General features: G+C 73.5%; 18 protein-coding genes. 6 read left to right on the top strand and 12 right to left on the bottom strand.

Annotated features, from left to right (window positions below; genetic code table 11):
- Positions 1-93 precede the first annotated feature (93 nt).
- Entirely contained in the window at positions 94-903 is an 810-nt protein-coding gene (locus EMA17_RS39415) for an SAM-dependent methyltransferase (RefSeq protein WP_371863114.1), read from the bottom strand.
- 187 nt (positions 904-1,090) lie between these two features.
- On the bottom strand, positions 1,091-1,810 hold the full coding sequence (locus tag EMA17_RS39410) for a TetR/AcrR family transcriptional regulator (protein ID WP_126642029.1): 720 nt from the start codon (positions 1,808-1,810) through the stop codon (positions 1,091-1,093).
- A 138-nt stretch (positions 1,811-1,948) separates the two neighbouring features.
- On the opposite strand from EMA17_RS39410, the gene EMA17_RS39405 reads away from it, so the two are divergent.
- Positions 1,949-2,968 (top strand): NADP-dependent oxidoreductase, encoded by a 1,020-nt coding sequence (locus tag EMA17_RS39405; RefSeq protein ID WP_246127194.1) that lies wholly within the window; start codon positions 1,949-1,951, stop codon positions 2,966-2,968.
- Positions 2,969-3,007: 39 nt separating this feature from the next.
- On the opposite strand, the gene EMA17_RS39400 is transcribed toward EMA17_RS39405, so the two are convergent.
- From EMA17_RS39400 to EMA17_RS39380, 5 genes are all read right to left on the bottom strand, one after another.
- The gene (locus EMA17_RS39400) at positions 3,008-3,199 is read right to left on the bottom strand and encodes a hypothetical protein (RefSeq protein ID WP_126642028.1); all 192 of its coding nucleotides are present in this window, start codon (positions 3,197-3,199) and stop codon (positions 3,008-3,010) included.
- Positions 3,200-3,359: 160 nt separating this feature from the next.
- A complete protein-coding gene (locus tag EMA17_RS39395) occupies positions 3,360-4,331 on the bottom strand; it encodes an aldo/keto reductase (RefSeq protein ID WP_126642027.1) in 972 nt (323 codons plus the stop codon).
- Between the two features lie 176 nt (positions 4,332-4,507).
- A complete protein-coding gene (gene speB, locus EMA17_RS39390; protein WP_126642026.1) occupies positions 4,508-5,470 on the bottom strand; it encodes an agmatinase in 963 nt (320 codons plus the stop codon).
- Positions 5,467-6,375: a nitrilase-related carbon-nitrogen hydrolase gene (locus tag EMA17_RS39385; protein ID WP_126642025.1), complete on the bottom strand. Its 909-nt coding sequence runs from the start codon at positions 6,373-6,375 to the stop codon at positions 5,467-5,469. Before EMA17_RS39385 ends, speB begins: the two co-directional genes overlap by 4 nt.
- Position 6,376: 1 nt before the next feature.
- Positions 6,377-7,975 (bottom strand): purine-cytosine permease family protein, encoded by a 1,599-nt coding sequence (locus EMA17_RS39380; protein WP_246127193.1) that lies wholly within the window; start codon positions 7,973-7,975, stop codon positions 6,377-6,379.
- 144 nt (positions 7,976-8,119) lie between these two features.
- On the opposite strand from EMA17_RS39380, the gene EMA17_RS39375 reads away from it, so the two are divergent.
- A complete protein-coding gene (locus EMA17_RS39375; protein WP_126642024.1) occupies positions 8,120-9,724 on the top strand; it encodes a PucR family transcriptional regulator in 1,605 nt (534 codons plus the stop codon).
- Positions 9,725-9,991: 267 nt separating this feature from the next.
- Here EMA17_RS39375 and EMA17_RS39370 read toward each other — a convergent pair whose 3' ends face one another.
- Positions 9,992-10,534, bottom strand: coding sequence for a DoxX family protein (locus tag EMA17_RS39370; RefSeq protein ID WP_126642023.1), 543 nt, complete (start codon positions 10,532-10,534; stop codon positions 9,992-9,994).
- A gap of 1,273 nt (positions 10,535-11,807) precedes the next feature.
- On the opposite strand from EMA17_RS39370, the gene EMA17_RS39365 reads away from it, so the two are divergent.
- The 4 genes from EMA17_RS39365 (at position 11,808) to EMA17_RS39350 (ending at position 17,206) form a co-directional block, all read left to right on the top strand.
- On the top strand, positions 11,808-14,309 hold the full coding sequence (locus tag EMA17_RS39365) for a nitrate- and nitrite sensing domain-containing protein (RefSeq protein WP_126642022.1): 2,502 nt from the start codon (positions 11,808-11,810) through the stop codon (positions 14,307-14,309).
- The gene (locus EMA17_RS39360) at positions 14,306-14,818 is read left to right on the top strand and encodes a roadblock/LC7 domain-containing protein (protein WP_126642021.1); all 513 of its coding nucleotides are present in this window, start codon (positions 14,306-14,308) and stop codon (positions 14,816-14,818) included. Before EMA17_RS39365 ends, EMA17_RS39360 begins: the two co-directional genes overlap by 4 nt.
- A gap of 315 nt (positions 14,819-15,133) precedes the next feature.
- Positions 15,134-16,366: an ABC transporter substrate-binding protein gene (locus EMA17_RS39355; RefSeq protein WP_126642020.1), complete on the top strand. Its 1,233-nt coding sequence runs from the start codon at positions 15,134-15,136 to the stop codon at positions 16,364-16,366.
- Between the two features lie 48 nt (positions 16,367-16,414).
- A complete protein-coding gene (locus EMA17_RS39350; RefSeq protein ID WP_126642019.1) occupies positions 16,415-17,206 on the top strand; it encodes a class I SAM-dependent methyltransferase in 792 nt (263 codons plus the stop codon).
- A 126-nt stretch (positions 17,207-17,332) separates the two neighbouring features.
- Here the strand turns inward: EMA17_RS39350 and EMA17_RS39345 are convergent, their stop codons facing one another.
- From EMA17_RS39345 to EMA17_RS39330, 4 genes are all read right to left on the bottom strand, one after another.
- Complete coding sequence (locus EMA17_RS39345) at positions 17,333-18,529, bottom strand: type III PLP-dependent enzyme (protein WP_126642018.1); 1,197 nt, start codon at positions 18,527-18,529, stop codon at positions 17,333-17,335.
- Complete coding sequence (locus EMA17_RS39340) at positions 18,526-20,259, bottom strand: IucA/IucC family protein (protein WP_126642017.1); 1,734 nt, start codon at positions 20,257-20,259, stop codon at positions 18,526-18,528. The genes EMA17_RS39345 and EMA17_RS39340 overlap by 4 nt, the downstream gene beginning before the upstream one ends.
- A gap of 103 nt (positions 20,260-20,362) precedes the next feature.
- Positions 20,363-22,072 (bottom strand): IucA/IucC family protein, encoded by a 1,710-nt coding sequence (locus EMA17_RS39335; RefSeq protein ID WP_126642016.1) that lies wholly within the window; start codon positions 22,070-22,072, stop codon positions 20,363-20,365.
- Positions 22,069-23,277, bottom strand: coding sequence for an ATP-grasp domain-containing protein (locus EMA17_RS39330; protein ID WP_126642069.1), 1,209 nt, complete (start codon positions 23,275-23,277; stop codon positions 22,069-22,071). Before EMA17_RS39330 ends, EMA17_RS39335 begins: the two co-directional genes overlap by 4 nt.
- Between the last annotated feature and the right edge of the window lie 299 nt (positions 23,278-23,576).

Genomic DNA, 23,576 nt, shown 5'->3' with positions numbered 1-23,576 from the left:
AGCGCCACAGGGAGCCGACTTCGGCACCACGCACCGACCGTACCGCCGTCCGGGACCACCGGGCGGCGGTACGGCCGCCTCCCGGGCCGCTTCTCAACGCTCCTGGACGCGGCCCAGGCCGCCGATCATGGTCAGGCCCGCGTAGGCGGATTCGTCCGTCACCGGGGTGTCGGGACGCCAGTGCGGCAGCAGCACCACGCCCGGCTCGACCGGTTCGGTGCCCGCGAAGAAGCCCTCTATGGTGGCCCGACTGCGGAAGCGGCCACTGCCGAGAGTGGACAGGAACAGGTGTTCCAACTCGCGCCCCTCCGGCGTGGAATCGCAGAAGTGGGTGATGAACAGGTAGCTGCCCGGGACCAGGGCCTCGCGGTAGGTGCGTACGAGCCCCGCGGGATCGTCCGCGTCCGCGAGGTGGTGCAGCACCGCGACCATGAGCAGCCCCAACGGCCGCTTCAGATCCAGGAGTTCGGTGATCTCCGGCCGGGTGAGCACGTCCCGGGCGTCCCGCACGTCGGCGTTCACCACCCGGGTGCGATCGTTTTCGGCCAACAACGCGCGGCCGTGCGCGAGTACGATCGGATCGTTGTCCACGTAGACGACCCGGGCGTGCGGATTCTCCTGCTGCGCCACCTCGTGGGTATTGCGCGCGGTGGGTAATCCCGACCCGAGATCGAGAAACTGATCGATGCCCTCCCGGGCCATGTAGCGCACACCGCGCTCCAGGATCGCCCGATTCACCCGAGCGCCCGTGCGGGCGTTGGGCATCACGGCCATCGCCTTTTCGGCGATCACCCGGTCGATCGCGAAATGATCCTTACCGCCCAGGATCGCGTCGTAGACCCGCGCGACACTGGGCACCCCCATGTCGACTCCGCCCGGCCCCCACTCCGACGAAGTCTCCACCTCCGTCTCGTCGTTCGACGGAACCCACCACTCCTCGGACACAGTTGCCCCCGACCGACTCGTCCGCGGCTCCCCGGCGGTCCCTGCCGTCCACACCGGTGACGTCCGTGGATCCCCGCCCATGTCCCGGAGGCTATCCGCCAACCGCCCGGATATTCCGTCACATCGCAACTCCGTTCCGCGACTGTTACCCCGCCGACCCGGCCGCGGCCGCCTCGTCGGCCAGTTGCGTTCGCGTCGGAGCCGGGTGCGGCAGGGGGTGGGCGGCCTGGGGGCGCAGCCCGTCGAAGATCAGCGCGAGGTAGCGACGCCACAACTCCGGTGCGGTGGCGGCCACCGGAGCGGCCGCCTGGCAGGCCGCGCCGAGCAGCAGTACCACGTCCTGCCCGGTGACGTCGGCGCGGATGCTCCCCGCGTCCCGCGCCCGCGCGGTCAGGGTCTCGGCCACCTCGGCGAGCCGGACCGAGGCGGCGCGCACGGCCGGATCGTTGCGGGTGTCGCCCGTCGCGGCCTGACAGAACGAACGATCACTCGCCTGCTGCTCGACCCCGACGGTCATGAACTCCGACAGCGCCGCCGCCGGATCCGGCGCGGTGGACAACTCCGCGCCCAGGTCCGCCAGTCGGTCGAGTCGGTCGCAGAAGATCGCGACCACCAGGTGCTGTTTGGTGGCGAAGTGTCGGAAGACCGTGCCCTTTCCGATCCCGGCGCGGGCCGCGATCCGGGCGATCGACGCGTCCATCCCCTCTTCCGCGAAGGTGGCCGATGCCGCGTCCAGGAGCGCGCGACGGTTGTGCGCCGCGTCCGCCCGCAGCCGGGCCGGGGCGTCGCCGACGACGCGCGGGTCGTGCGGACGCCGCCCCTCGACTCCCGGTCGGGATCCGTCGCCCGCCGCCGTGCTCGCCATTCGTCGCCCACTCTCCCGAGGTTCGCGCCAGTCTAGCCGAACCGGACCGCATGGTCAGGTTACGTGTTACCGTCATAACCTGACCGCGCGGTCCGCTTCTCTGGCGAGGCCGCGTTCGGCGACCTCCGGGAGGCATGGATGTCCACGCAGGCGACGATGCGGGCGATAGTCGCGCACGGGTACGGCCCGCCCACCGGGTTGACCCTGGCCGAGGTGCCGATCCCCGAGCCGGGACCGGGTCGGATCCGGGTCCGGATCGCGGCGACCGCGCTGAACCCGGCCGATCTGAACACGCTCGGCGGCGCGTTCGGCGATCTGGTCCCGCTCGCCTTCCCGCACGTACCGGGCAGCGACTTCGCGGGCACGGTCACCGACGTCGGGGCGGGGGTGACCCGATTCGCGCCGGGCGACGAGGTGTTCGGGGTCGCCCTGCCGCGCGCCGCGGTCGGCATGGCCGCGATGTTGGCCGACCCGCCGTCGCTGACCACCGGAACGGCCGCCGAATACGCGGTGTTCGAGGCGGACAGTCCGGCCCTGGCACCCCGCCCCGCCGGGCTGTCCGCCGAACGCGCGGCGGCCCTGCCGATCGTCGGCCTCACCGCCCTCGCGGTGCTGCGCGCGGGACGGTTCCGCGCCGGCGACCGGGTCCTGGTGATCGGCGCGACCGGCGGCGTCGGCAGCGCGGTGCTGCCACTGCTCGCCGAGGCGGGCGTACACGTGATCGCCACCGCCGGCGCCGTCGACGCGGGGTGGGTCCGGGGCCTGGGCGCCGGCGAGGTCGTCGACCACCACGCGGTGGACACCGTCGCCGACGTCGCCCGCCGATACCCCGCCAGCCTGCACGGGGTGGTCAACCTGGCCCTTCCCGGCGACGCGTTGACCGGCCACCCGGCGCTGATCCGCCCGGGCGGCCGACTGCTCAACATCGCCTTCCCGGCCCCCGACCCCGCCGACTTCGCGGATCGGGACATCACCGTCGAGACCGTCTACGGCGCGGCGCGCCCGGGCGATCTGGACGCACTGGCCGCCCACGCCCTGGCCGGCACCCTGCCCGATCCGATCGGCGCCCGATACACCCTGGCCGACGGGGTACGCGCATACGTCGCCCTCCGCGAGGAGCACACCCGGGGCAAGATCGTCGTCACGATCGACGACTGAGCCCGAGCCGGGCGGCGGGGCCGCCGGGCCGTCGTCGGACTACCGGTGCGGCCCGGGCCGGATCCGGACCCGGAATCCGAAGGCGACACAACCCGCGGTCCCCGCCATCAGCGCGCACAACAGCCATTCCCGACTGCACGCCGCGAGTACCGCGATCAGCACCGCGATCGCCCCCGGCGGCCCCCACAGGAACACCTCCCGGCGCGCGTCGCGACCGCGCTCCACCGCCATCCACGCCCTCTCCGCCCGGATCGACACCGACCCGGCAAACACGCCGAACCCGGCGGCGCCGCCCCGAACATCCGCCAAAGCAGCGGCTGGGCGCAGTGTACGCGCGCGCCGGCGACACCCCGGCGATCCCCGGGTCACCGGGCGGGTCGCCGACCGGGGATCAGGCGAATCCCGCCACCGGCCGCGGCGTGTACGGGCGTTCCAGCCGGTCCACCTCGGCCGCCGTGAGGGTCAGCGACAGGGCCGCGACGGCGTCGTCGACGTGTACCGGCTTCCCGGCGCCGACGATCGGCGCGGTCACCCCGGGTCGGCTCGCGATCCACGCCAGCGCCACCCGGGCCCGCGACACCCCGCGCTCCTCGGCGATCTCGGCGACCGCTTCGACGATCGGCCGATCCGCCTCGCCGTACAGCGTCCTGCCGAACTCGTCGGTCTCGCTGCGGGCGCTGTCCGCGCCCCAGTCGCGGGTCAGGCGCCCCCGGGCCAGCGGGCTCCACGGGATCACCCCGACGCCCTGGTCCGCGCACAGCGGCAGCATCTCCCGCTCCTCCTCGCGGTAGAGCAGGTTGAGGTGGTTCTGCATGGAGACGAACCTGGTCCAGCCGTGCCGCTCGGCGGTGTACTGGGCCTTGGCGAACTGCCACGCGTACATCGAGGACGCGCCGATGTACCGGGCCTTGCCCGCCTTGACCACGTCGTGCAGCGCCTCCATCGTCTCCTCGATCGGGGTCGCCGTGTCCCAGCGGTGGATCTGGTACAGGTCCACGTGGTCCGTGCCCAGTCGGCGCAGCGAGTTGTCGATCTCGGTCAGCACGGCCTTGCGGGAAAGCCCGGCCGCGTTCGGCCCCGGCCGCATCCGCCCGTTCAACTTCGTGGCGATCACGATCTCGTCCCGCCGCGCGAAGTCCGCCAACGCGCGTCCGACGATCTCCTCGCTGGTCCCGTCGGAGTAGATGTTCGCCGTGTCGAAGAAGTTGATTCCGGCCTCCACGGCCCGCCGAATCAACGGTCGAGCCGCGTCCTCGGGCAACGTCCACGGATGACTGCCACGCTCGGGCACGCCGTAGCTCATACACCCGAGACAGATCCGCGAGACGTCCAACCCGGTGCTGCCGAGCTTCACATACTCCATTACCGCGCCACCTCTTCCCGTAGGCCCCGGACCGCCCACGAACATATCCCGCGAGCGCGAACCGGCCGGCCCGGGCCCGCCGAAACCGGATCGAAGGGGTGATCGGTGTCGTGAGGTGGTGGGACGCCTCGGCCGACCGTCCCCCCGTGCGGTCGGCCGAGACGGCTCGGGGGTGGTCAGGCCGGGATGCCGTCGCGTCGGTTGCGGGCCAGGACGGACAGGAGTTCGTAGCCGACGTGGGCCGCGGCGATGCCGGTGAGTTCGGCGTGGTCGTAGGCCGGGGCCACCTCGACGATGTCCGCGCCGACGACGTTCAGGCCGACCAGTCCGCGCAGGGTGTTGAGGAGTTCGCGGCTGGTCAGGCCGCCCGCCTCCGGGGTGCCGGTGCCGGGGGCGTGCGCCGGGTCCAGGACGTCGATGTCGACCGAGACGTACACGGGGCCGGTGCCGAGTCGGCGCCGCATGCGCTCGACCACCGACGCGACGGTGGCGTCCTGGTAGTCGTCGCTGTGCACCACCTGGAAGCCGAGCACACCGTCCTCGCGCAGGTCGTCGGGCCCGTACAGCGGCCCGCGGATGCCCACGTGCAGGCACCGGGTGGGGTCGAGCAGGCCCTCCTCCGACGCGCGGCGGAACGGCGTGCCGTGGGTGTACGGCTCGCCGAAGTAGGTGTCCCACGTGTCCAGGTGCGCGTCGAAGTGCACCACCGCGACCGGCCCGTGCTCGGCGGCGACCGCGCGCAGCAGCGGCAGGGCGATGGTGTGGTCGCCGCCGATGGTGAGCAGCCGGGTGCCGCTCGCCGCGAACTCGCGGGCGGCGGCTTCGAGCGTGGCGATCGCGGCGCCGATGTCGAACGGGTTGACCGCGATGTCGCCCGCGTCGGCGACCTGCAACTCGGCGAACGGGGACACGTCGAGCGCCGGGTTGTACGGCCGCAGCAGCTTCGAGGAGGCGCGCACGTGCGCCGGACCGAAGCGGGCGCCGGGCCGGTAGCTGACGCCCGTGTCGAACGGCACGCCCACGACGGCGACGTCGACCCGTTCGACCTCGTCGGCGCGCGGCAGGCGCGCGAAGGTGGCGGGGCCCGCGAAGCGCGGAACGCGCGTGGCGTCGATGGGTCCCTGGGGGGCGCCGGTCATCGCTCGGTCCTTTCGGTGGTGTGCTCGTTCGAGTTCGATGCGGGAAACGGGGGCGGTTCGACCACCGGCCCGTACAACTCGGGCCGTCGGTCCGCGAATACGTCGTTGTGGGCGCCGATCCGCTTGTCCCGGGCCTCGGTGAGTCGGCAGCGGGCGAGCAGCAGGTGTTCGGCGTCCTCGGCCGGCGGGCCGGCGAGGGGGAAGCCGTCCGGGTCGACGATGATCGAGCCGCCGACCCAGGAGGTGCCGCGTTCGGGGCCGGCCCGGTCGCAGGCGGCGACGAACACCCGGTTCACCGCGGCGTTCGCCTGGACCCGGACGTCCTCCGCCGGCCGCTCGCCCGCCGGCCGGGGCGCGTACGGCCAGTTGACCGGCGCGCACAGCAGATCCGCGCCGCGCAGGGTGGCGGTCCGCACCCATTCGGGGAACTCGACGTCGTAGCAGACCAGTACCCCGATCCGGCCCACGTCGGTCGGCACCACCGGCGGCAACGCGTCGCCGGGAAGGAAGAGTTCGCCCTCGCGGCCCCACAGGTGCGCCTTGCGGTAGCACGCCCGCACGCCGCTCGCGTCGACCAGGACCGCCGAGTTGCGGATCGCGCCGTCGGCATCGCGTTCGGCGAAGCCGCCGACCACGATCACCCCGAGCCGCCGAGCCGCCTCGTGCCAGCCGGTCACGGTCGGCCCGTCCACCGGCTCGGCATAGGCGGCGGCCTCGGCCGCGTCGCGCATCACGTAGCCGCTGTTGGTCAGTTCGGGCAGGACGATCACGTCGGCCCCGGCCGCCGCGGCCCGTTCGATCGCGGCCAGCGCCGTGCGCCGATTGCCCTCGACGTCGCCGACCGACAGGGCGAGTTGCGCGCAGGCCACCACGGTCTCGGCCGCGTCGCCGGTACGGTCGCTCATGTCAGGCCCCCGACGCCGCGTCGGCGCCTTCGAGTTCGGCCTCGCTCGCCCGTTCGGCGGCGCGCTCCGCGGTCAGGTCCAGGCCGCGGCACAGCCGGGCGTACAGCGCGCCGCCGACCAGCAGGCCGACCACGAAGGACAGGTCCGCGCCGTTCAGCGCGTCGGCCGCCGGGCCGGTGAAGAACGAGGTCTTGAAGAACGGGATCATCGCCGCGAAGCCGACCGCGTAGGCGGTCAGTCCGCGCCAGGACCAGCGCCCGTAGATGCCGCGCGGGTCGAAGATCGCGGTGACCGCGTAGTGACCCCGGCGGACGAGGTAGAAGTCCACGAGGTTGACCGCGGTCCACGGGACGAGGCCGTAGAGCATCATCAGGATGAAGTCGTTGAAGCTGCCCAGGTAGTCCTCCGGCAGCACGATCGCCACCACGAAGACGATCGCCTCGATCGCCACGATGCCGATCACCCGCACCCGTACGGTCGGCCGCACCGGCCGGAACGCGTCGAGCGCGCTGGTCGTGGTGAGCATCGCGCCGTACGCGTTCACCGCCATGATGCTGATCAGCGCGAGTGCGGACACCAGCACGGCGAACGTGCCGAAGCCCGGCACGATGTCGTTGCCCACCTGCCGCACCGCCGTGATCGCGTCCGGGTCCGGCAGCGCCGACGCGAGCAGCGCGCCCAGCGACATCAGCCAGGCCGCGGAGCCCGCGGCGCCCGCGTACGTCCACCAGATCACCTTGCGCGCGGGCACGTCGGCGGGCAGGTAGCGGGAGTAGTCGGAGACGTAGACGGCGTAGCTGATCTGGTAGCCGGCCGCGCCGGAGAAGACCACCAGGAACGCGGTCCAGGACATGCCGCCACCGCCGCCGGGCGTGGACACGTCGAGGTTGACGATCGCGCCGATGCTGAGCACGCCGAAGACGGCGATCAGGACGTACGTCAGCCAGCGCTGGACCAGGTGCAGCAGGTCGTGGCCGACCACGGCGAGCACGATCGCGATGGCGATCAGTACCGCGTACCAGAGCGTCGAGCCGCCGGGCAGCACGGTCTGCAGGCCCTGGGTGGCCAGGACCACGTTGAAGACGTTGAACCCGACGTAGACGAACACGACCGCGACGAACGGCACGATCGCGCCGCGGATGCCGAACTGGGCGCGCGACTGGATCATCTGCGGCAGGCCCATTCGCGGGCCCTGGTTGGCGTGGAACGCCATGAAGAAGGTGCCGAAGCAGGCGCCGAGCACGACCGCCAGGATGGACCAGCCCAGGCCCAGGCCGAGGGCCGGGCCGATGAAGCCGGTGACCATCGTGGTCAGCACGAAGTTGCCGGTGAACCAGAACGGACCCTGGTGCCAGACCTTGCCGTGCCGCTCCCGGGCGGGGACGTAGTCGATCGAGCGGGTCTCGATCGCCACGCCGCCGGAGCGGGAGCCGGGGTCGGACGGGTGGTGCGAGCCGGGGCCGGCGTCGGCGGCGCGGTGCGCGCCGCGCCCGGAGGCGGACGCGGCGTCGGGGGCGCTCGCGGCCCGTACGGCCGCCGCGGGAGCACTGGCGGAGCGGGCGGCGGCCGGGGCTGCGCGCGATGGCCTGGTGGCGTCCATGGGCTCTCCTGCGGTCCTGCGTCCTGCGCGGTCGACGCGTCGGGGTCGACGGTCGGGGGGTGACGCCTGAAGGTACGCCCGGTTAACAACCGTAAACGATCGATATGATGTCGAATCTGATTGGCGAGGGTGGACACTGTGTCCATGCCCATATCGCACTCGGCCGATCTTCCCGGCATTCTCCGTATTTCCGACCTGGTGGCCCTTCCCGAGCTGCGCCTGGCCGTGGTGTCCGGCGCCGGGCACCTGGACCGCCGGGTCGAGGCCGCGCACGTGTCCGAGCTGCTCACCCCGGGTCAGTGGCTCCAGGGCGGCGAATTGCTGATGACGATCGGCCTGCTGCTGCCGATGACCGATCGGGACTGCGCCGCGTACGTGCGCGACGTCGCGGGTGCGGGCGCCTGCGCGCTGGTTCTGGGCCTGGGTCGCGAGCTGCCCCACCAGCGGGCGCCCGAGCCGCTGATCCGGGCCGCCGGGGAGGCCGGGCTGCCGCTGCTCACCGTGCCGGACGAGGTGCCGTTCATCGCGGTCACCAAGGCGGTCTTCGCGGCCCGGGCGGCGCAGCAGCGGTTGGCCCTGGAGCACGCCTTCGAGGCACAGCGCCGGCTGACCATCGCGGCGGCGTCGGGCAATGGCGTGCTGGCCACGCTCCGGGCGTGGCGGGCGGCGACCGGGGTGGACGCGATCGTCACCGACCCGGTGGGCCGGCTGGTCGCGGACAGCCTGGCGGGCCCGCCCGAGGCGCCGGGGGCCGACGGCTCGCCGGACGCGGTGGCGTTGCTGGCCGCCGGTTCCGACCTGATCCGCCGGGTGGCCGCGCGCGGCCTGCACGGCAGCGGGAGCAGCAGCGACGCCGAGGGGGTGCGGGTGGAGGTGCAGCCGCTGGGCGCCCGGCGGCTGCGCGGGCTGCTGGTGCTGGCGGGGCCGGTGGAGTCGGCGGCCCGGCTGCTGGTGTCCGGACTGGTGTCCCTGCTGTCCCTGGAACTGGAGCGGCGGCATCTGGCCGACGAGCCGGTACGCCGCCGGCGGGCCGCGTTGTTGGGCCGACTGCTCGCTCCGGGGACCACGCCCGAGCAGGCGCGGGACGTACTGGCCGCGGCGGGGCTGGCCGCGGGGTCGGTGCGCGGGGTGGTGGTGGGCCTCGACGGCGGGCCCGGGGAGGGCGCGGACGCGCCGGGTGACGCCGCGTGGGCCGATGCGGGCGAACTGGCCGCCGATCTGGCCCTGGCGTTGCCCGGCGGGCTGGTCCGGGTGGCGGGCGGGGCGGTGGAGGCGGTGTTCGGGACGGACCTGGACGTGTACGCCATCCTCGGCCGGTTCGCGCCCGGTCGGCCGGCGGGCATCGGGCCGGCGGTCGAGCCGGACGCGGCCGGGTCGTCGATCCGCCAGGCACGCGGTCTGCTCGCGGTCAGCCGGGCGGCGGGGCATCCGGTGGAGGCCCGGCACGGCACCGCGAGCCGGCTGCTGTTGGGTCTTGCCGACGCGCGCACGCTGGCGGGCTACGCGGACGCCGTGCTGGGGCCGATCGACGCCGCCGATCCGGGGGGCGAGTTGGCCGCGACGCTTGCCGTGTGGCTGGAGACGGGTGGCTCGTGGGACGAGACGAGTCGGCGCCTCGGCGTGCATCGGCACACCGTGCGCAATCGGGTGGACAAGGCGATGCGGGTGGCCGGGCGGCGGGTGGAGAGTGGGGACGATCGGTTCGATCTGTGGCTGGCGGCCCGCATCCGTCGCGACAGTCCGGGTTGATCGTCCCCACACTCGGGCCGTGCGGCGCTCTTGGCCTTGAGCGTCGACCGGGCTTTTTTGGCCTCAAACGCCGGCCGGGCTGAGTGGCCTCAAACGCCGGCCCGGCTGTTCGGCCTCAAGCGCCGGCCCGGCTGCTTGGCCTCAAGCGCCGGCCCGGCTGTTTGGGCTCATGCGCCGGCCGGGCTGTTGGGGCTCGGACGGCGTCGGGCCGAGGGGCCTCGGGGGTTGGTTGGGGGGTTGGTTCGGCCGGCGTTCTGGGGATTGGGGTCAGCCGACCACCGCCGGGGCGGATTCGTTGGGGCCGGTCGAGGCGTTGGGCTTGGTGGGCTGGAGCCTCCTGGTCGGCCTTCGGGTGTCGGTGGGGGTGTCCGAGTCGGGGCGTCCTCCGTCCGGAGCGGGGGTCGCGTTGCGGGTGAACAGGTTGTCGAGGGCGAAGCTGCCGGAGCCGAAGACGACGATCAGGAGCAGGGACCAGCAGAACAGCACGGAGAGCTCACCGCCGTTCTGCAGCGGCCACAGGTCCTCCTTCTGGTGTTCGGTGAAGTACGCGTAGGCCATCGAGCCGGAGGACAGGAACGCGGCGGCGCGGGTGCCCAACCCGAGCAACACCAGCCCTCCGCCGACGAGTTGAATGACCGCCGCGTACCAGCCGGGCCACTCGCCGGCGGGGACGGTGCCGCGCCCGCTGTCCGGGAAGCCGAACAACGACGCGGCACCGTGGCAGGTGAAGAGCAGACCGATGACGATTCGGAACAGGCCGAGGACATGGGGTTTCGCCGATTCGACGGCGGCGTGCGGAACTGGGGACATCGGACGCTCCTGGGGGACGGATGCGGGAGATTGGTCCAGACCAGATTCGAGCGGCCGGCAGGGCAGCGACAATGCCGTGCTCCGCAACTGTCACAAAATGGCACAGCGCCCGCGTGGACACCGAGGGCCCGACGGGCGACGCTTCCGGTGCCGCCGACTTCCGGGACGGCGGACACCGCTCCCGGGCCGACGCGCCCGGGAGCGGCGCACGAACCGGGTTGGGCCGGCGCCCGTTCCGTCATCCGACCCGGCCGGTGCCGAACTCCCGCACCGGCGCCCGCCGTCGATCCGAGCCGCCGTGCAATTGACCGGCAACCCCCTTTCACCGGGCTTTCGTTCGTTCTGCGGATCGGCTCGGACATCCCGGCCATCCGGTCGGTTCGATACCGCCGGAGGCCACCCCGCGCCCCGGACGTCGGCGACCTCGACGGGCGACGTGACGGTGACAACAGGGGCGCGGCGAGACCCAAGTTTCGTTTGACGTCCGGTGGATTCGCAGGGACAGTGTGTGTGCGCACCGATGCGAACAGTTGCCCCAGCCGCTATCGGGCGTTTCCTGGTCGACCCCGCACCCCCTTGCGAGGAGTGATCCGTTCATGGGCGTTTTTGCGGCGAAAGCTCACGACCGAATGATCCCGGAGCGGTGGGCCGACTGTCCGAGGGCGCCGCACCCGGCATCGAACTCCCGCACGCGGGCCGCCACTTGGTCTCGCGGGAGCCGGCCGCATCCCGTGCCCTGATGCCCCGGGCCCGCATCCGCCCCGAGCGGCCATGACCCGCTCGCGGACACCCGCCCTCCCCGCCACCGGTCCGAATCGTGTCGAGACCCGGCGCAGGGTGACCGGAATGTCCGCGAACCGGAAGCGGAGGCGCCGCTACCGGGCGATCGGGACCCGCTCGACCCGGACCGCGCGCAGACCACCGCCGGACCCACCGATCCCGGACCACCCCGTCCCGGACCGGTCCGTGATCCACCGGCCGCCGGAACCGACCGCGTCGACGCCGCCCCAACCCTCTCCCGGCGGCCCGCCCGTGGTCCACCGCTCGTCGCAAGTCCTCCCCCGCCGACCATCGTTCAGGGATCACTACCCGTGTTGCGATTACTTCGCCGTCCCGCTCACGTCGCCCACGCGGCCCGCGCCGGCCGGCCGAACCGGCCGTTCCCGACGTCCGCCGCCCGGCGTCCGGTCACGGCCGTGACCGCCGGCCCGCGGCACCCGTCGACGCCGAACCCGCCCGCGCACACCCGATCGGGCACGAGGGGCGAACACGGATGATGAGGATACGTCCCTCCCGCAAGGCGAGCGCGGCCGAGACGACCGCCGACGCGCCGCCCGATGCCTCGCCGCCCACCGGCACGCTCTTCGTGTCGCCGCCGACCATCGTCGACCCCGGCTCCCGTCCCGCGCTGCGGATTCGATTCGCCGCCCGGATCCGGCCCCGGGTCCGCGGCCTGATCACGCTCATGGTCGTCGTGCCCTCCGCGGGCATGGTCTTCTTCGCCGGGTCCGCGATCCTGGACATGGTCGAGCAGGCCCGGGCCGCCGACCACGCGCACGACCTGGTCCGCGTCTCCGCCGACGCGGGCGAGGTGGGCCGCCGACTCCAGGCCGAGAGCGCCGCCGCGGTCACCCTGCTCTCCCGCGGCCCCGGCCCGATCACCAGCGCCGACTACCGCACCGCGATCGACGCGAGCGAGACCGCGATCCGCCGCTACCAGGACCGCCGGCGCGGTCTGGAAACCGTCTCCACGGCCGAACGCGACGCGCTGACCGCCGTGGACACCGCACTGCGCGGCCTGCCGGGCCTGCGCCTGCAGGTCGACCAGCGCGGCGTGGCCACCTCGGCGGCGGCGGTGCGCTATTGGGCCTGGATCGGCACCACCGTGGACCTGCGCGCCCGGGTCGCCCTCGATCCCGGCGTGTCCGGCGAGACCGCCGGCCGACTGCGCGCGATCACCGCGCTCGCCCAGGCCCGGGCCGCGCTCGGCCAGCAACAGGTCACCGTGCTGCGCTCGTTGGGCGCCGACCCGCTGGGCGGCCCGGTCCTCAAGGCGTCCTCCACCGCGCGCGCCGCGCACGACCAGGCCCTGGAGGCCTTCGCGGTGACCGCGCCGTCGAGGTGGCGCGAGCGGCTGGCCCGATCGTTGTCCGGTCCGGAGATGATCCGGGTCGCGCAGACCGAGGACGCGCTGACGCGCGGCCCGCTGGAGCCCGAGGTGTGGCGCGCGGCGCTGGCCGAACGGGCCGACCGCGTATGGTCGGTGGAGCAGGAGGCCGACGCCGACGTGGCCCGCGAGGTGGCCGACGTGGCCGACCACCGGTGGTGGCTGGCCGGCATCCAGGGCGCGGTGCTGATCGGCGCGGTGCTCGCCGCCGCCGCGGCCGCCGCCTGGCTCGGCCGACTCCTGCACCGGCGCCTGCGGACCCTGGCCGAGCGGGTCACCGTGATGACCCAGGAGACGCTGCCCGCCGTCGAGGCCGACCTGCGCCGACGCGACGCGCTGGCCCCGCACGAGACGGGTCGGACGTACGCGCTCAAGATGCTCGGCGCCAAACCCGAACGCGAGCGCGGCGCCGACGAGATCGCCGACCTGGCCCGCGCGCTGACCACCCTCGCGTACAGCACGGTCGAGCACAGCGCCTCGCTGGTGCTGGCCCAGCGCGAGTACAACGACGCGCTCGGCGACGTCGCCCGGCGCATCCGGGTGCAGACCAGCCGGGTCAGCAGCGCGCTCGACCGGCTTCAGGAATCCAATCTGACGGTGGATCAGCTGGGTACCGTCTTCGAGGTCGACCACGGCAACGAGGGCACCAAGCGGCTCGCCGACTCGATCGCCGTGCTCAGTGGGCAACCGCCGAACCGGCTGTGGCCGGACACCCCGCTCTACGAGGTGGTCCGCGCCGGCGCCCAGCGGGTGACCAGCTACGAACGCCTGCCCGACATCGCGTTCAAGGGCATCCCGACCTCGGTCACCCTCGCCGGCGACACGGTCGGCGCGGTCACCCAGATCATCGGCGAGATCGTCGACAACGCGGCCCGCTTCTCCGGCCGGCACGAAGTGGAGATCACCGCCGCCCGCACCGAGGCGGGCGTCCTGGTGCGGATCCTGGACCAGGGCGTCGGCCACCACGACCCGGACCTGCTCAACCGGCGGCTCAAGGCCGACGTGGACGCGCTGCCGTCACTGCGCCAGACGGGTCTGACCGTGGTCGCGCTCCAGGCCCGGCCACTGGCCATCGACGTCGAACTGCGGCCCGGCACCGACGGCGGCACGGTCGTCGACATCGTGCTGCCGCACGCGATCATCGCCTCCGTCGGCCGGCATCGCCGCCGGGTGGACAACGGCGCCCGGCCGATCGCGCCGCGGCCCGCGTCCGCCGCCATCACCGCCGGCGCCAACGGCAACGGCAACGGCCCGAACGGCCGCAGCCCCTTCGCGAGCGGTCCCAACGGCCACAGCCCCTTCGCGGACGGCCCGTACCCGCTCACCGCCAACGGCGGCGGCCCCGCCGACGCGCTCGGCGACGGCGCGAACGGCGCCGACCCGCAGCCGCCCGGCCCGATCTTCGGCGGCCCGCTCCCCGCCAACCTCGCGCCCGAGTTGACCGCCCAGGGCCTGCCTCGGCGGGCGCGGCGCACGGGCCAACCGACCCAGTTCCGTCGTAGCGCCCCACCCACCCGTGACATCGCGCAGGCCAGCGCCGCCGCCGCCTCCTTCGGCCGCGGCGCCCGCGATCTGCCCTTCACCCGGACCCCCAAGGAATCCCCATGACCGAGCCCGCCGTCGACCAGAGCGTGCTCGACGACTTCATGCGCCAGTTCGTCCACGACCACGCCCCCGACGTGTTGCACGCGGTGGCCGCCAGCGGGGACTCGCTGCTGGTCGCCCAGGCCGCGCTGCCCGGTCGAATACGTGCCGACGACGCGTCGCGGGCGGCATGGCTCGCGAACGCCGAGAAGATCGCGTCGAGCGCGCCCGGGGCCCTGCTCATGCAGGACTACAGCGCCGACCTGATGGGCCTCGGGCCGGTCAGTGTGCTGATGTCGCAGGCCGAGCACGGCCTGCTGCTCACCATGGGCAACACCGCTCCGGGCCCGGACGGACAGGTCCACCCCTCCGCGCTGATCGTGGCGACCACCTGGAACGCCGACGTCGGCGAGTTGATCCGGGCGATGCACGCGTTGATGGAGCGGGTCGGCCCCTCGCTGACCCCGCTCGCGCGCGGCCGCGGCCTCCAGCCGCAACCGGCGCGCATGCCCGCCCCCAGCCGGGTCTTCTGATCCGAACGGCCCGGCTGCCCCACCGAGCGACCCGGCGATCCGCCCGAGTCGCCCGGCGTACTCACGCGCCCGGCCCACCGGCCGAAACGGCGCGTCGCGCCCCGCGTGGCTTCCGCACGTCCCGGGACGGACCCCGAGATCCGCGTCCCGCGCCGCCGCGGGCGAGCAGCCGGCCCGGCCGGCGTTCGACCCGCACCGCGCACCGCGGATCGCGCTTCCCGTCCGCGCCACGACGGTCGGCGCCCGGCCCGTCCGGCCGCACCCCCGTCCACTCTCCTTCCGCCCGTGCTCTTCCAGTCCGAGAGAGAGACCGACATGCGCAGCTCCATACGTAGACGGATCCGCTCCACTCGCACACCCGTGGCCCTCGCCACCGGGCTCCTCCTCGTCCTGTCCGCGTGCGCGGGCAGTGCGGCCGGGAACGACAAGGGCAAGGCCGCCGACGAGGTGGCGAAGATCGGCCTGCTCACCCCGGCCACCGGACCCTACGCCGCGGTCGGCGAGGACACCCGCGCCGGCCTCGAGCTGTACCGGGACACGCACGGCGGCAAACTCGGCGGCCTCAAAGCGGACATCGTGGTGCGCGACGAGGGCGCCGGGCCGCCGACCGCCGTCCCGGCCGCGACCGAACTGGTCAAGCAGCAGAACGTGTTGGCCATCACCGGCATCGTCAGCGGCGGCAGCGTGGCCGGCGTGTTGCCGATCGCCGCCGCCAACAACACCGCGCTGATGGGCGTGGCCGGTCGCCCCGAGTTCCCCGACCCCAAACTGACCGCGCACGTGTGGTCGTTCAACACCCAGTCCTACGAGGCCGGCGCCGCCGCCGGGCCCTGGGTCAAGGACCACGTCAACGGCCCGGTCTACGCGATCGGCCCGGACTACCAGGGTGGCTGGGACCAACTCAAGGGCTTCACCGACTCGTTCACCAAGGCCGGTGGCACGCTGGCCAACCCGGACGGCAAGACCACGTTCACCCCGTTCCCCGGCACGCAGAACTTCCTGCCCTACCTGAACAAGATCGCGCAGAGCGGCGCCAAGGCCGTCTACACCTTCTACGCGGGCACCGCGGCGGTCGACTTCGTGAAGCAGTACCGGGCGTCCGAGGCGGCCAAGCTCCCGCTGTACGGCAGCGGTCCGCTGACCGAGGGCCGCCAACTCGACGCCCAGTCCGACGCCGCCGCCGGCATCACCACGTTCGCCACCTACGGAGCGGACCTGGACAACCCGGCGAACCGCGCCTTCGTCGCCGCGTGGCAGCAGCGCCACCCCGACCGCAGCCCGACGATCTACGCGGTCGCCGCGTGGGACATCGCCCGCTCCCTGGACAGCGCCATCGGGGCGGTCCGCGCGCAGAAGAAGCCGCTCACTCCCGAGGCGGTGAACACCGCGCTGGGCAGTGTCGGCCAGATCGACAGCCCGCGCGGCGTGATGCAGTTGAACCCGGCCACCCATTCGCCGGTGCAGCAGTGGTACCGCTTCGAGGTGCGCAACGACGGCCCCAAGCGGGCCAACGTCGCGGTCGAGCAACTGGCCGTGCTGGGCGGCTGATCCGCCCAACCTCCCCACCCTCCACCCCATCCACGCGAGGAGCCGGCCTTGTACGCGTTCGCCGAAGCCGACGACATCACCTACCAGTTGGAGACCCTGCAACGCCTGCTCGACCCCACCACCCGAATGGTGCTGGACTCGCTCGACACCCCCACCGGCCAGGAGTGGCTGGAGATCGGGTACGGCCTGGGCAGCATCGCCCGCGAACTCTCCCGCCGGATCGGCCCGTCCGGCGCGGTGCACGCCACCGACCTGTCCACACGCTCGGTGTCGGCGCCGACGGGCGGCGCGCCCATCCACACCTTCCCGCTCGACCTGCGCACCGACTCCCTGCCGCCCCGTCCGTTCCTGGGCATCCACGGCCGGCTGGTGCTGCTGCACATCCCCGAGCGCCGGGAGATCCTGACCCGCCTGGTCGACGCGCTGGAGCCGGGCGGCGTACTGGTCCTGGAGGACTGGTTCTGCCCGACCGCGCCGCGTGTGCTGAACTGCGCCGATTCGACCGACGCCAAGATCTTCACCGAGGTGGTGGAGGGCATCCTGGCGGTGCTGCGCAACCGGGGCGCCGACCTCGAATGGGCGGCGTCCACGCACGAGGCGTTCGCCGAGGCGGGGCTGAGCGGCATCCGGGCCGTGCGTACCGAACCCGACTGCGCGGGTCCGGGCCCGGCCCACCGCCTGTACGCCTGCAACGCCCGGCAACTGCGACCCCAATTGCTGGCGTTGGGCGTGGCCGACGAACTCCTGGACCGCTTCCAGGAGATCGTGCTCCAGCCGGACCTGGTCACCACGGGTTGGCGGCTGATCTCCACCGTCGGCACCAAGCCGGGCAAGCACTGACCGTCGGGACCGGACCGGCCGAACATCGAGCGCCGGCACCGCGTCGGACCACCCGCCGGCCCGAAGCCACCAGGCTCCGGGCCGGCGGTGTGTGCCCCCGGCACCCGCACCCGCGGTGCCGCGTCGTCACAGGTGGTGGAACGTCGGGTGAGGGTGCATCAGGAAGTCGTGGTGGGAGATGTTCCACGCGTAGGCGCCGGCCATCGCGAACACGATCCGGTCGCCGACCGCCAGTCGGGCGACCGGTCGGCGGCGGGCGAACACGTCCTTGGGGGTGCACAGTTGGCCGACCAGGGTGACCTCGGTGGCGCTCACCCGCGGGCGCGGCCACGGATGCGGCCACGGGTGTGGACTCGGCAGCACGGCGAAGGGCTGGTCGTGGGCCTTGGCCGCGGGGGTGCGCAGGTGGTGCGTGCCGCCGCGGAGCACCGCGAAGGCCGCGCCGTGGCTGTGCTTGAGGTCCAGCACCTCGGTGGCGTACCAACCGCAGTACGCGGTCAGCGCCCGGCCCGGTTCGATCCGCAGGGACAAGTCCGCACGATCGGCCAGGATCTCGGCCAGTCCGGCACCCAGGCGGGACCAGTCGAAGCGGGCGGTCGGATCGGTGTAGTCGACCGCCATGCCGCCGCCGACGTTGACCTCGGGCAGGGCGATCCGGTGCCGTTCGGCGACCGTTCGGGTCCAGTCGACGATCCGCGCGGCGACGGCGACCTGGGTGTCCGCGTCCAGTCCGCTGGCCAGGTGTGCGTGGATCCCGCGCACCCGGACCCGGCCGGCCTCCGGGCCGCGCAGCAGGTGCAGGCATGCGTCGGCGTCGTCCGGGTCCAGGCCGAACGGGGACGGATCGCCGCCCATGGTCAGCGCGGCGCCGCGCAGCAGTTCGCCGCCCACGGGCGGATCGACCCGGAGCAGCACGTCGACGTCGCGGTCGGGCGTGTGCCGGGCGGCGAGCACGATCAGGCGGTGCAGTTCGGACCGGCTCTCGACGTGGATGCGCCCGACGCCCGCGTGCAGCGCGGCGATCAGCTCGTCGTCGGTCTTGCCCGGTCCGCCGAAGGCGATCCGGGCATCGGGCAAGTGAGCCCGCAGATGCGCGAGTTCGCCACCCGAGGAAACCTCGAAGCCGTGCACCGAACCGTGCAGCGCGGTCAGGATCTCCGGCGCGGGGTTGGCCTTTGCCGCGTAGTACACCTCGACCCGCTCGGGCAGTGCGGCGCGCACCGCCGCCGCGTGTGCGCGCAGCCCGGCCCGGTCGTACAGGTAGGCGGGCAGCGCCTCGGGCACGAGGTCGGTGACGTGGGCGCGGATGTGCGGGGGGATCATCGGGTGCCTCGGACGGGGGTGCGGGGTGTGCCGTCGGGGGTCGGCTCGACCGCCGGCGCGGGGATGCGGACGTACTCCGCCTCGCGGTCGGCGCGCCGCTCCCAGCGGGCAAGGAGGTTGGCCTTGGCGGGCAGCGGCGCGCCCGCGAGCAGCGCACGCAGCGGCTCGGGATCGCCGTGTTCGACGGCGCACTCGGCCAGGACCGCGCGGACCAGCTCCCAGCCGCGGGCCTCCAGACGTGGATGCACGTCGACCAGCGCGGCGAGCGTTTCGGCGATGTTGTTGACCAGCAGGCAGTAGACCACCCGGTCCCAGCCGCGCCGGGCGTCGTAGGTCATGGGCGCGGCCACCGACGGCGGCAGTGCGGCCAGCACGGCGGCGTGCGGCTCGGGGAGCAGCTTGGTCCCCTCCATGTCGCGCATCAGCACCTGCCGGGGTCGACCGCCGGCGTCGACCGCGACCAAGACGTTCTGGAGGTGCGGTTCCAGGACCACGCCGTGTGCGAAGTAGTGCGCCAGCACCGGCGGGACGAGCAGCCGCAGGTAGTCCTCCCACCAGCGCAGCGCCTCGTCGGGCCCGGCGCCGTCGAGCAGTCGGGACAGGTGCGCGGACCCGGTCGGGTACTCGGCGGCCACGGCGGCGGCGAGCAGCGGCGTGGTCCCGGGCCGCGACCGCGCGTCGAGCCCGTCGCGGACGATCACCCCGAAACCTTCGAGGAGTTCGGGGGCGACGTCCGCCGACAGGCTGCGGTAGGCGGGCTCGCCGAGGATGGCGAAGTCCGGGAAGCGGGCGGCGGTGCGGGCCGCGATCGTGGCCAGCACCCGGGTGAGCGCGACCGCGCCGGACAGTTCGTAGGCGGCGTTCTTGCGCACGCAGTTGGTGATCCGCACGTTCAGGCTGAACTTGAGGAACACCCCGGCGCCGGCCAGGGTGCGTACCGACGCGGTGGCGGCGAAGTGCGGGCCGGTCTCGCCCAGGTCGCGGATGTCGCCGCGGAGCAGTGCGGCGCGCAGGCGCGGGTGGCCGGCGAGGAGTTCGTACTGCCACGGGTGCGCGGGCAGCAGCGTGTACCCGGCCGGCACCGGGCCGAGCCGGTCCAGGACGGCGGTGTCGGCGGCGGATACGCGTTCCTGGGCCACGAGTTCGTCGCGCACGGCCAGGTGTCGCAGCCGGAACTCGGCGCGGGCCTCGGGGGCGTAGGCGGCCCAGGTGGTCGGGTCGGTGCCGCGTGCCTTGGGGGTGGGGTGGAAGCGGTGTCCGAACAGCAGCGCCTGTTCGGATTCGAGGTAGCGCGACGCGGGCGGTGCGGCGCGGCGGGCCAGCCCGGCACTCACGCCCGCGTGGCTGGAGGCGAGTTGGCCCAGGAACTCGTCGTTGGGCACGCCGGTACGCGTGCTCAGTTCGCGGTGCACCCGCCGGCCCAGCTGGGACCAGGTCAGCGGTTGCCAACCGGCCCCGCGCCGTTCGGTCACCGGCCCGGTGAAGCGGTGGTCGCCGAGAAGGGAGGTGCGGCGCAGCCGGACCCGCAGCTCGACACCGGATCGGGCCAGCCACAGCCGCAGGTGGCCGCCGTCGGGTTCGACCACGCTGTGCCGTTCCGGGCCGCAGACCTCCCGGAGCAGGCAGTTGAGCAGGGTGTGCGCGACGGCGTCGTCGGCCGAGGGCGGCGCGGGTGGGGCCTGGGCCGCGGGGGCCGAGGTGGTCGTGGGTCGGGCCGACTGCGGCGACATGGGCGACTCCGGCGGTTCTTGGCAGGTGCGAGGTGCGGGATGCGCGATGTGCGGTGCGAGGTGCGCGGCTCGGGGCCGTCGGGTGGGCGGGCTGCTCCGGTCGCTACGGGGTCTCGGCCGGCCGGCGCAGGTAGTTCGGTCCGGTCGTGTAGTGCTTGTTGATGTCGGCCGCGCCGGAGCGCTCCTTGCTGAGCAGGGTGCCGGCGGTGACCATCGCCTTGATTGGGAGCCGGTCCGCGTCGAGGATCCGGCGGCGCAACCACGGATCCGCCATCGCCTCCAGTCGGTCGCGCACCAGGTCCAGCAGGCGGGCGCGTTCGGGGTCCGACAGGGCGAACGCCAGGGCGCCGGCGCACAGATGCACGGTGATGGTGACGAACAGGTCGGCGAGCGGTCCGTCGTCGGGGCTGTAGGTGCGCGGGTCGTCGAAGCCGTCGTGGTCGACCGGGCAGCGGGCCCGGTTGATCCGTGGGCCGTCGTTGTCCTTGAGCAGCAGGCGGACGGGTCGGTCGTCGGCGAGTACGAGGGAGAGGTTCTGCGGATGCGATTCGAGCGCGACGCCGTACCGGAACAGCGTGGTCTGCCAGTCCAGGAGCAGCGTGAGGTAGGCGTCGAGCAGAGCGAACCGGTCGCCGCCGTACCAGCGTTCGGCGACCCGGTCCAGGACGGACGCGCCGTCGTGCGCCCGGGCGAGCAGGGCGGCGACCGGGAGTACGAGGGTGTCGTCGGGCAGGTTCGGGTAGCGGCGCACCATGACGGCGAGCAGTTCGTGGCCGGCGTGCAGATGGGTCTGTTCGTCGGCGAGCAGCACCCGGTCCCGTAACCGGGGTTCGTGGTCCAGGACGGCGGCGAGCAGGCGCTGTCCGGCGGCGCCGTCGACGAGCGTGCCGGGTTTGATGGTGCGTCGGTTGCGCATGCCGAGGGTGGCGATCGGCAGCGGGAGCTTGAGGTGTACGCCGGGGTGGTCGAGCACCGCGACGGTGCGCATCGACAGGGTCGGGCGCACGTCCAGGTGGGCCGGCGCGGTGGGCACGGCCGGGTCCGGGAGCCGGTCGAGGGTGAGCGGGTGGACGGGCAGCGCGAGCCGGCGGTGTTCCAGGTCGGGTCGGCCGAGTGTGGTGGGGGTGGGCCACCAGTCGGGCAGGGTGCCGGTGAGCGTGGCCGCGTCGTGCGGGAGCAGGGCCCAGCGCAGCCGGAAGGTCGGGTGGTGTTCGGGGGCGTAGCGGCGCAGCGCCGTCTCGTCCAGGCCGGAACGGGCGCGCGGGGTCGGGTGGATGGGGTGGTCGAGGTGTGCGGCGAGGGTGTCCAGGGCCGGGCCGGCGCGCGGTCCGGTCCAGGTGCTCGGGTCCGGGCCGTGGTCGGCGGCGAGCCGGGCACGGACTGCCGGGACCGCGTCGGCCATGGCGCGGCCGGCCCGGGCCGACTGGCGGCACTCCTCGGCGAAGTCGTCGAAGCCGGACCGGTCGCGGGGGTCGGCCAGGTCGCGCAGGGTGGCCAGCACGGCGTCGGTGGTGGTCAGTCGGGTGCCGTCGCGTTCGGCGAGCAGGACGGGTGCGCGGGTCGCGTACTCGCACTGGAAACCGTCGGGCCGCACCGGCAGCAACCAACCGGCCGTGCCGTGTGGTGCGTTCAGTCGCAGCCAAGTGCCGTCGGGTCGGTGCAGGGTCTCGGCGGTGGAGCGCAGTCCGAGGACGTCCTCGCGCAGTATGGCGTCGAGCACGCGCCGGAGTTGTTCGCCGTCGGGGGCGTTCGCCGACGGGCCGGGTGGGACCGGGTCGGATGGCGCCGGGTCGGCGACGGTGGGTCCGGTCACGGGGTGATGCCCCACGTGCGGCCGGCGAGGAACGCCTCGGCCGCGTGGTCGACGGCCGCCCGGTCGGCGCCGATGGTGCGCAGCACGCCGAGGTAGTCCCGGTTGGAGTGGTGCAGTTCGTGCCGTTCGCCGATCGCTCGCAGCGGGTGATAGTCCGTCCGCACACCCGCGTCGGATGTGGTGTCCTCGCGGCCCGGCGCGCTGGTGAGGACGCCGGCACGGTCGGCGCACGGCCAGTCGATGCGGGCGTGTCGATCGGTGCGCGCGCCCAGGTCGGCGGGGAGGTCGTCGCCGAGGTGCACGCGCAGGATGTACTCGAACAGCGGGATGCCCAGGACGTCGGCGAGCAGCAGGTCGCACTGGTCGCCGATGGCGCGGTAGTTGACCTCGATGATCCGGGGGCGATCGTCCTGGAGCACGAACTCGGTGTGGCAGGACCCGAATCCGACGCCGAGCGCGTCGAGCCGGGCGAGCACGCCGGCGGTGCTCGCGGCGGGCGGGTGGGGGACCAGATCCAGCCGCAGTTCGATGAAGTGCGGCGGCGGTGACAGGTGGGTGTGGAATCCGGCCACGACCCGTGTGCCGTTTCGGTCGCCGAGGGTTTCCAGGGTGTACGGCTCGCCGCTCAGGAACTCCTCGATCACCAGCGCCTCGCCGGGTCGACGGGATCGGATCTCGGCACAGCGCGCGAGGAGTTGCCCGTCGTCGGCGACCAGCACGACGTCCTCGCCCGCGACGCCCTCGCGGGGTTTGACCACGCACGGGAACGGCGGGTCGAGCGCGAGCAGTTCCTTCGCGTCCTGCTCCGGCGCCAGTTCGGCGGCCCAGACCGGGTCGACGCCGGTCGCGGCCAGTCGCCGGCGCGTGTGCGCCTTGTTCTTGGCGTGCAGCGCGGCCCGCCAGTCCTTGGCCGGGAGGTCGAACCAGGCGGCGGCCAGGGCGGTTTGCACCTGGAGGTGGTCGCTGTTGCTGAACACCGCGTCGGGGCGGGGGCCGCCGGCGATCCGGTCGATCACCGCGCGGAAGTCGCGGACGTCGCACTCCACCACCCGGACGAAGTCCCGGCCGGCGCACACCGCGCGGTGGGCCGGCGCGTACGCGGGGTCGGTGAGCAGGGTGACGTCCAGGCCCAGGCGATGAGCGGCGGGCAGGAAGCCGTCGGTCACCGAGTCGGTGGGGTTGAGCGCGAGCAGGTACAGCCGCATGCGTGATCGGTCCCCCTCGGACACGTCGACTCGTCGATCCGGACACCGGGCCCGGGCACGCCCCGCCCTCGGCGAACACACCCCGCCGCCGGGCGTCCCGACCCCGACCGGCCGGGGACCCGGACCAACTTAGGCTAGCCATACCTCCTGGCCAAATCCGGCCCTTGCCAAGCCCGTTCGGCCCAGTGTCGGCGCGTCGGGGGTGATCGTGAATCCGGCCCGGTTAGGCTAACCTAACTCCGACATCGTCCCGTGTCGTCCACCGGTCGACCCGTGTCCGAGAGGGCGAGTTCCCATCA

Source organism: Embleya hyalina, from assembly GCF_003967355.1.
GTDB lineage: Bacteria > Actinomycetota > Actinomycetes > Streptomycetales > Streptomycetaceae > Embleya > Embleya hyalina.
This window is presented reverse-complemented; position numbering and strand designations above follow the sequence as displayed.

Bases quoted from the DNA above. Each gene is read 5' to 3' on its own strand.
- EMA17_RS39410 (WP_126642029.1), bottom strand. From the start codon at position 1,810: ATGGCGAGCACGGCGGCGGGCGACGGATCCCGACCGGGAGTCGAGGGG.
- EMA17_RS39405 (WP_246127194.1), top strand. From the start codon at position 1,949: ATGTCCACGCAGGCGACGATGCGGGCGATAGTCGCGCACGGGTACGGC.
- EMA17_RS39400 (WP_126642028.1), bottom strand. From the start codon at position 3,199: ATGGCGGTGGAGCGCGGTCGCGACGCGCGCCGGGAGGTGTTCCTGTGG.
- EMA17_RS39395 (WP_126642027.1), bottom strand. From the start codon at position 4,331: ATGGAGTATGTGAAGCTCGGCAGCACCGGGTTGGACGTCTCGCGGATC.
- speB (WP_126642026.1), bottom strand. From the start codon at position 5,470: ATGACCGGCGCCCCCCAGGGACCCATCGACGCCACGCGCGTTCCGCGC.
- EMA17_RS39385 (WP_126642025.1), bottom strand. From the start codon at position 6,375: ATGAGCGACCGTACCGGCGACGCGGCCGAGACCGTGGTGGCCTGCGCG.
- EMA17_RS39380 (WP_246127193.1), bottom strand. From the start codon at position 7,975: ATGGACGCCACCAGGCCATCGCGCGCAGCCCCGGCCGCCGCCCGCTCC.
- EMA17_RS39375 (WP_126642024.1), top strand. From the start codon at position 8,120: ATGCCCATATCGCACTCGGCCGATCTTCCCGGCATTCTCCGTATTTCC.
- EMA17_RS39370 (WP_126642023.1), bottom strand. From the start codon at position 10,534: ATGTCCCCAGTTCCGCACGCCGCCGTCGAATCGGCGAAACCCCATGTC.
- EMA17_RS39365 (WP_126642022.1), top strand. From the start codon at position 11,808: ATGATGAGGATACGTCCCTCCCGCAAGGCGAGCGCGGCCGAGACGACC.
- EMA17_RS39360 (WP_126642021.1), top strand. From the start codon at position 14,306: ATGACCGAGCCCGCCGTCGACCAGAGCGTGCTCGACGACTTCATGCGC.
- EMA17_RS39355 (WP_126642020.1), top strand. From the start codon at position 15,134: ATGCGCAGCTCCATACGTAGACGGATCCGCTCCACTCGCACACCCGTG.
- EMA17_RS39345 (WP_126642018.1), bottom strand. From the start codon at position 18,529: ATGATCCCCCCGCACATCCGCGCCCACGTCACCGACCTCGTGCCCGAG.
- EMA17_RS39340 (WP_126642017.1), bottom strand. From the start codon at position 20,259: ATGTCGCCGCAGTCGGCCCGACCCACGACCACCTCGGCCCCCGCGGCC.
- EMA17_RS39330 (WP_126642069.1), bottom strand. From the start codon at position 23,277: ATGCGGCTGTACCTGCTCGCGCTCAACCCCACCGACTCGGTGACCGAC.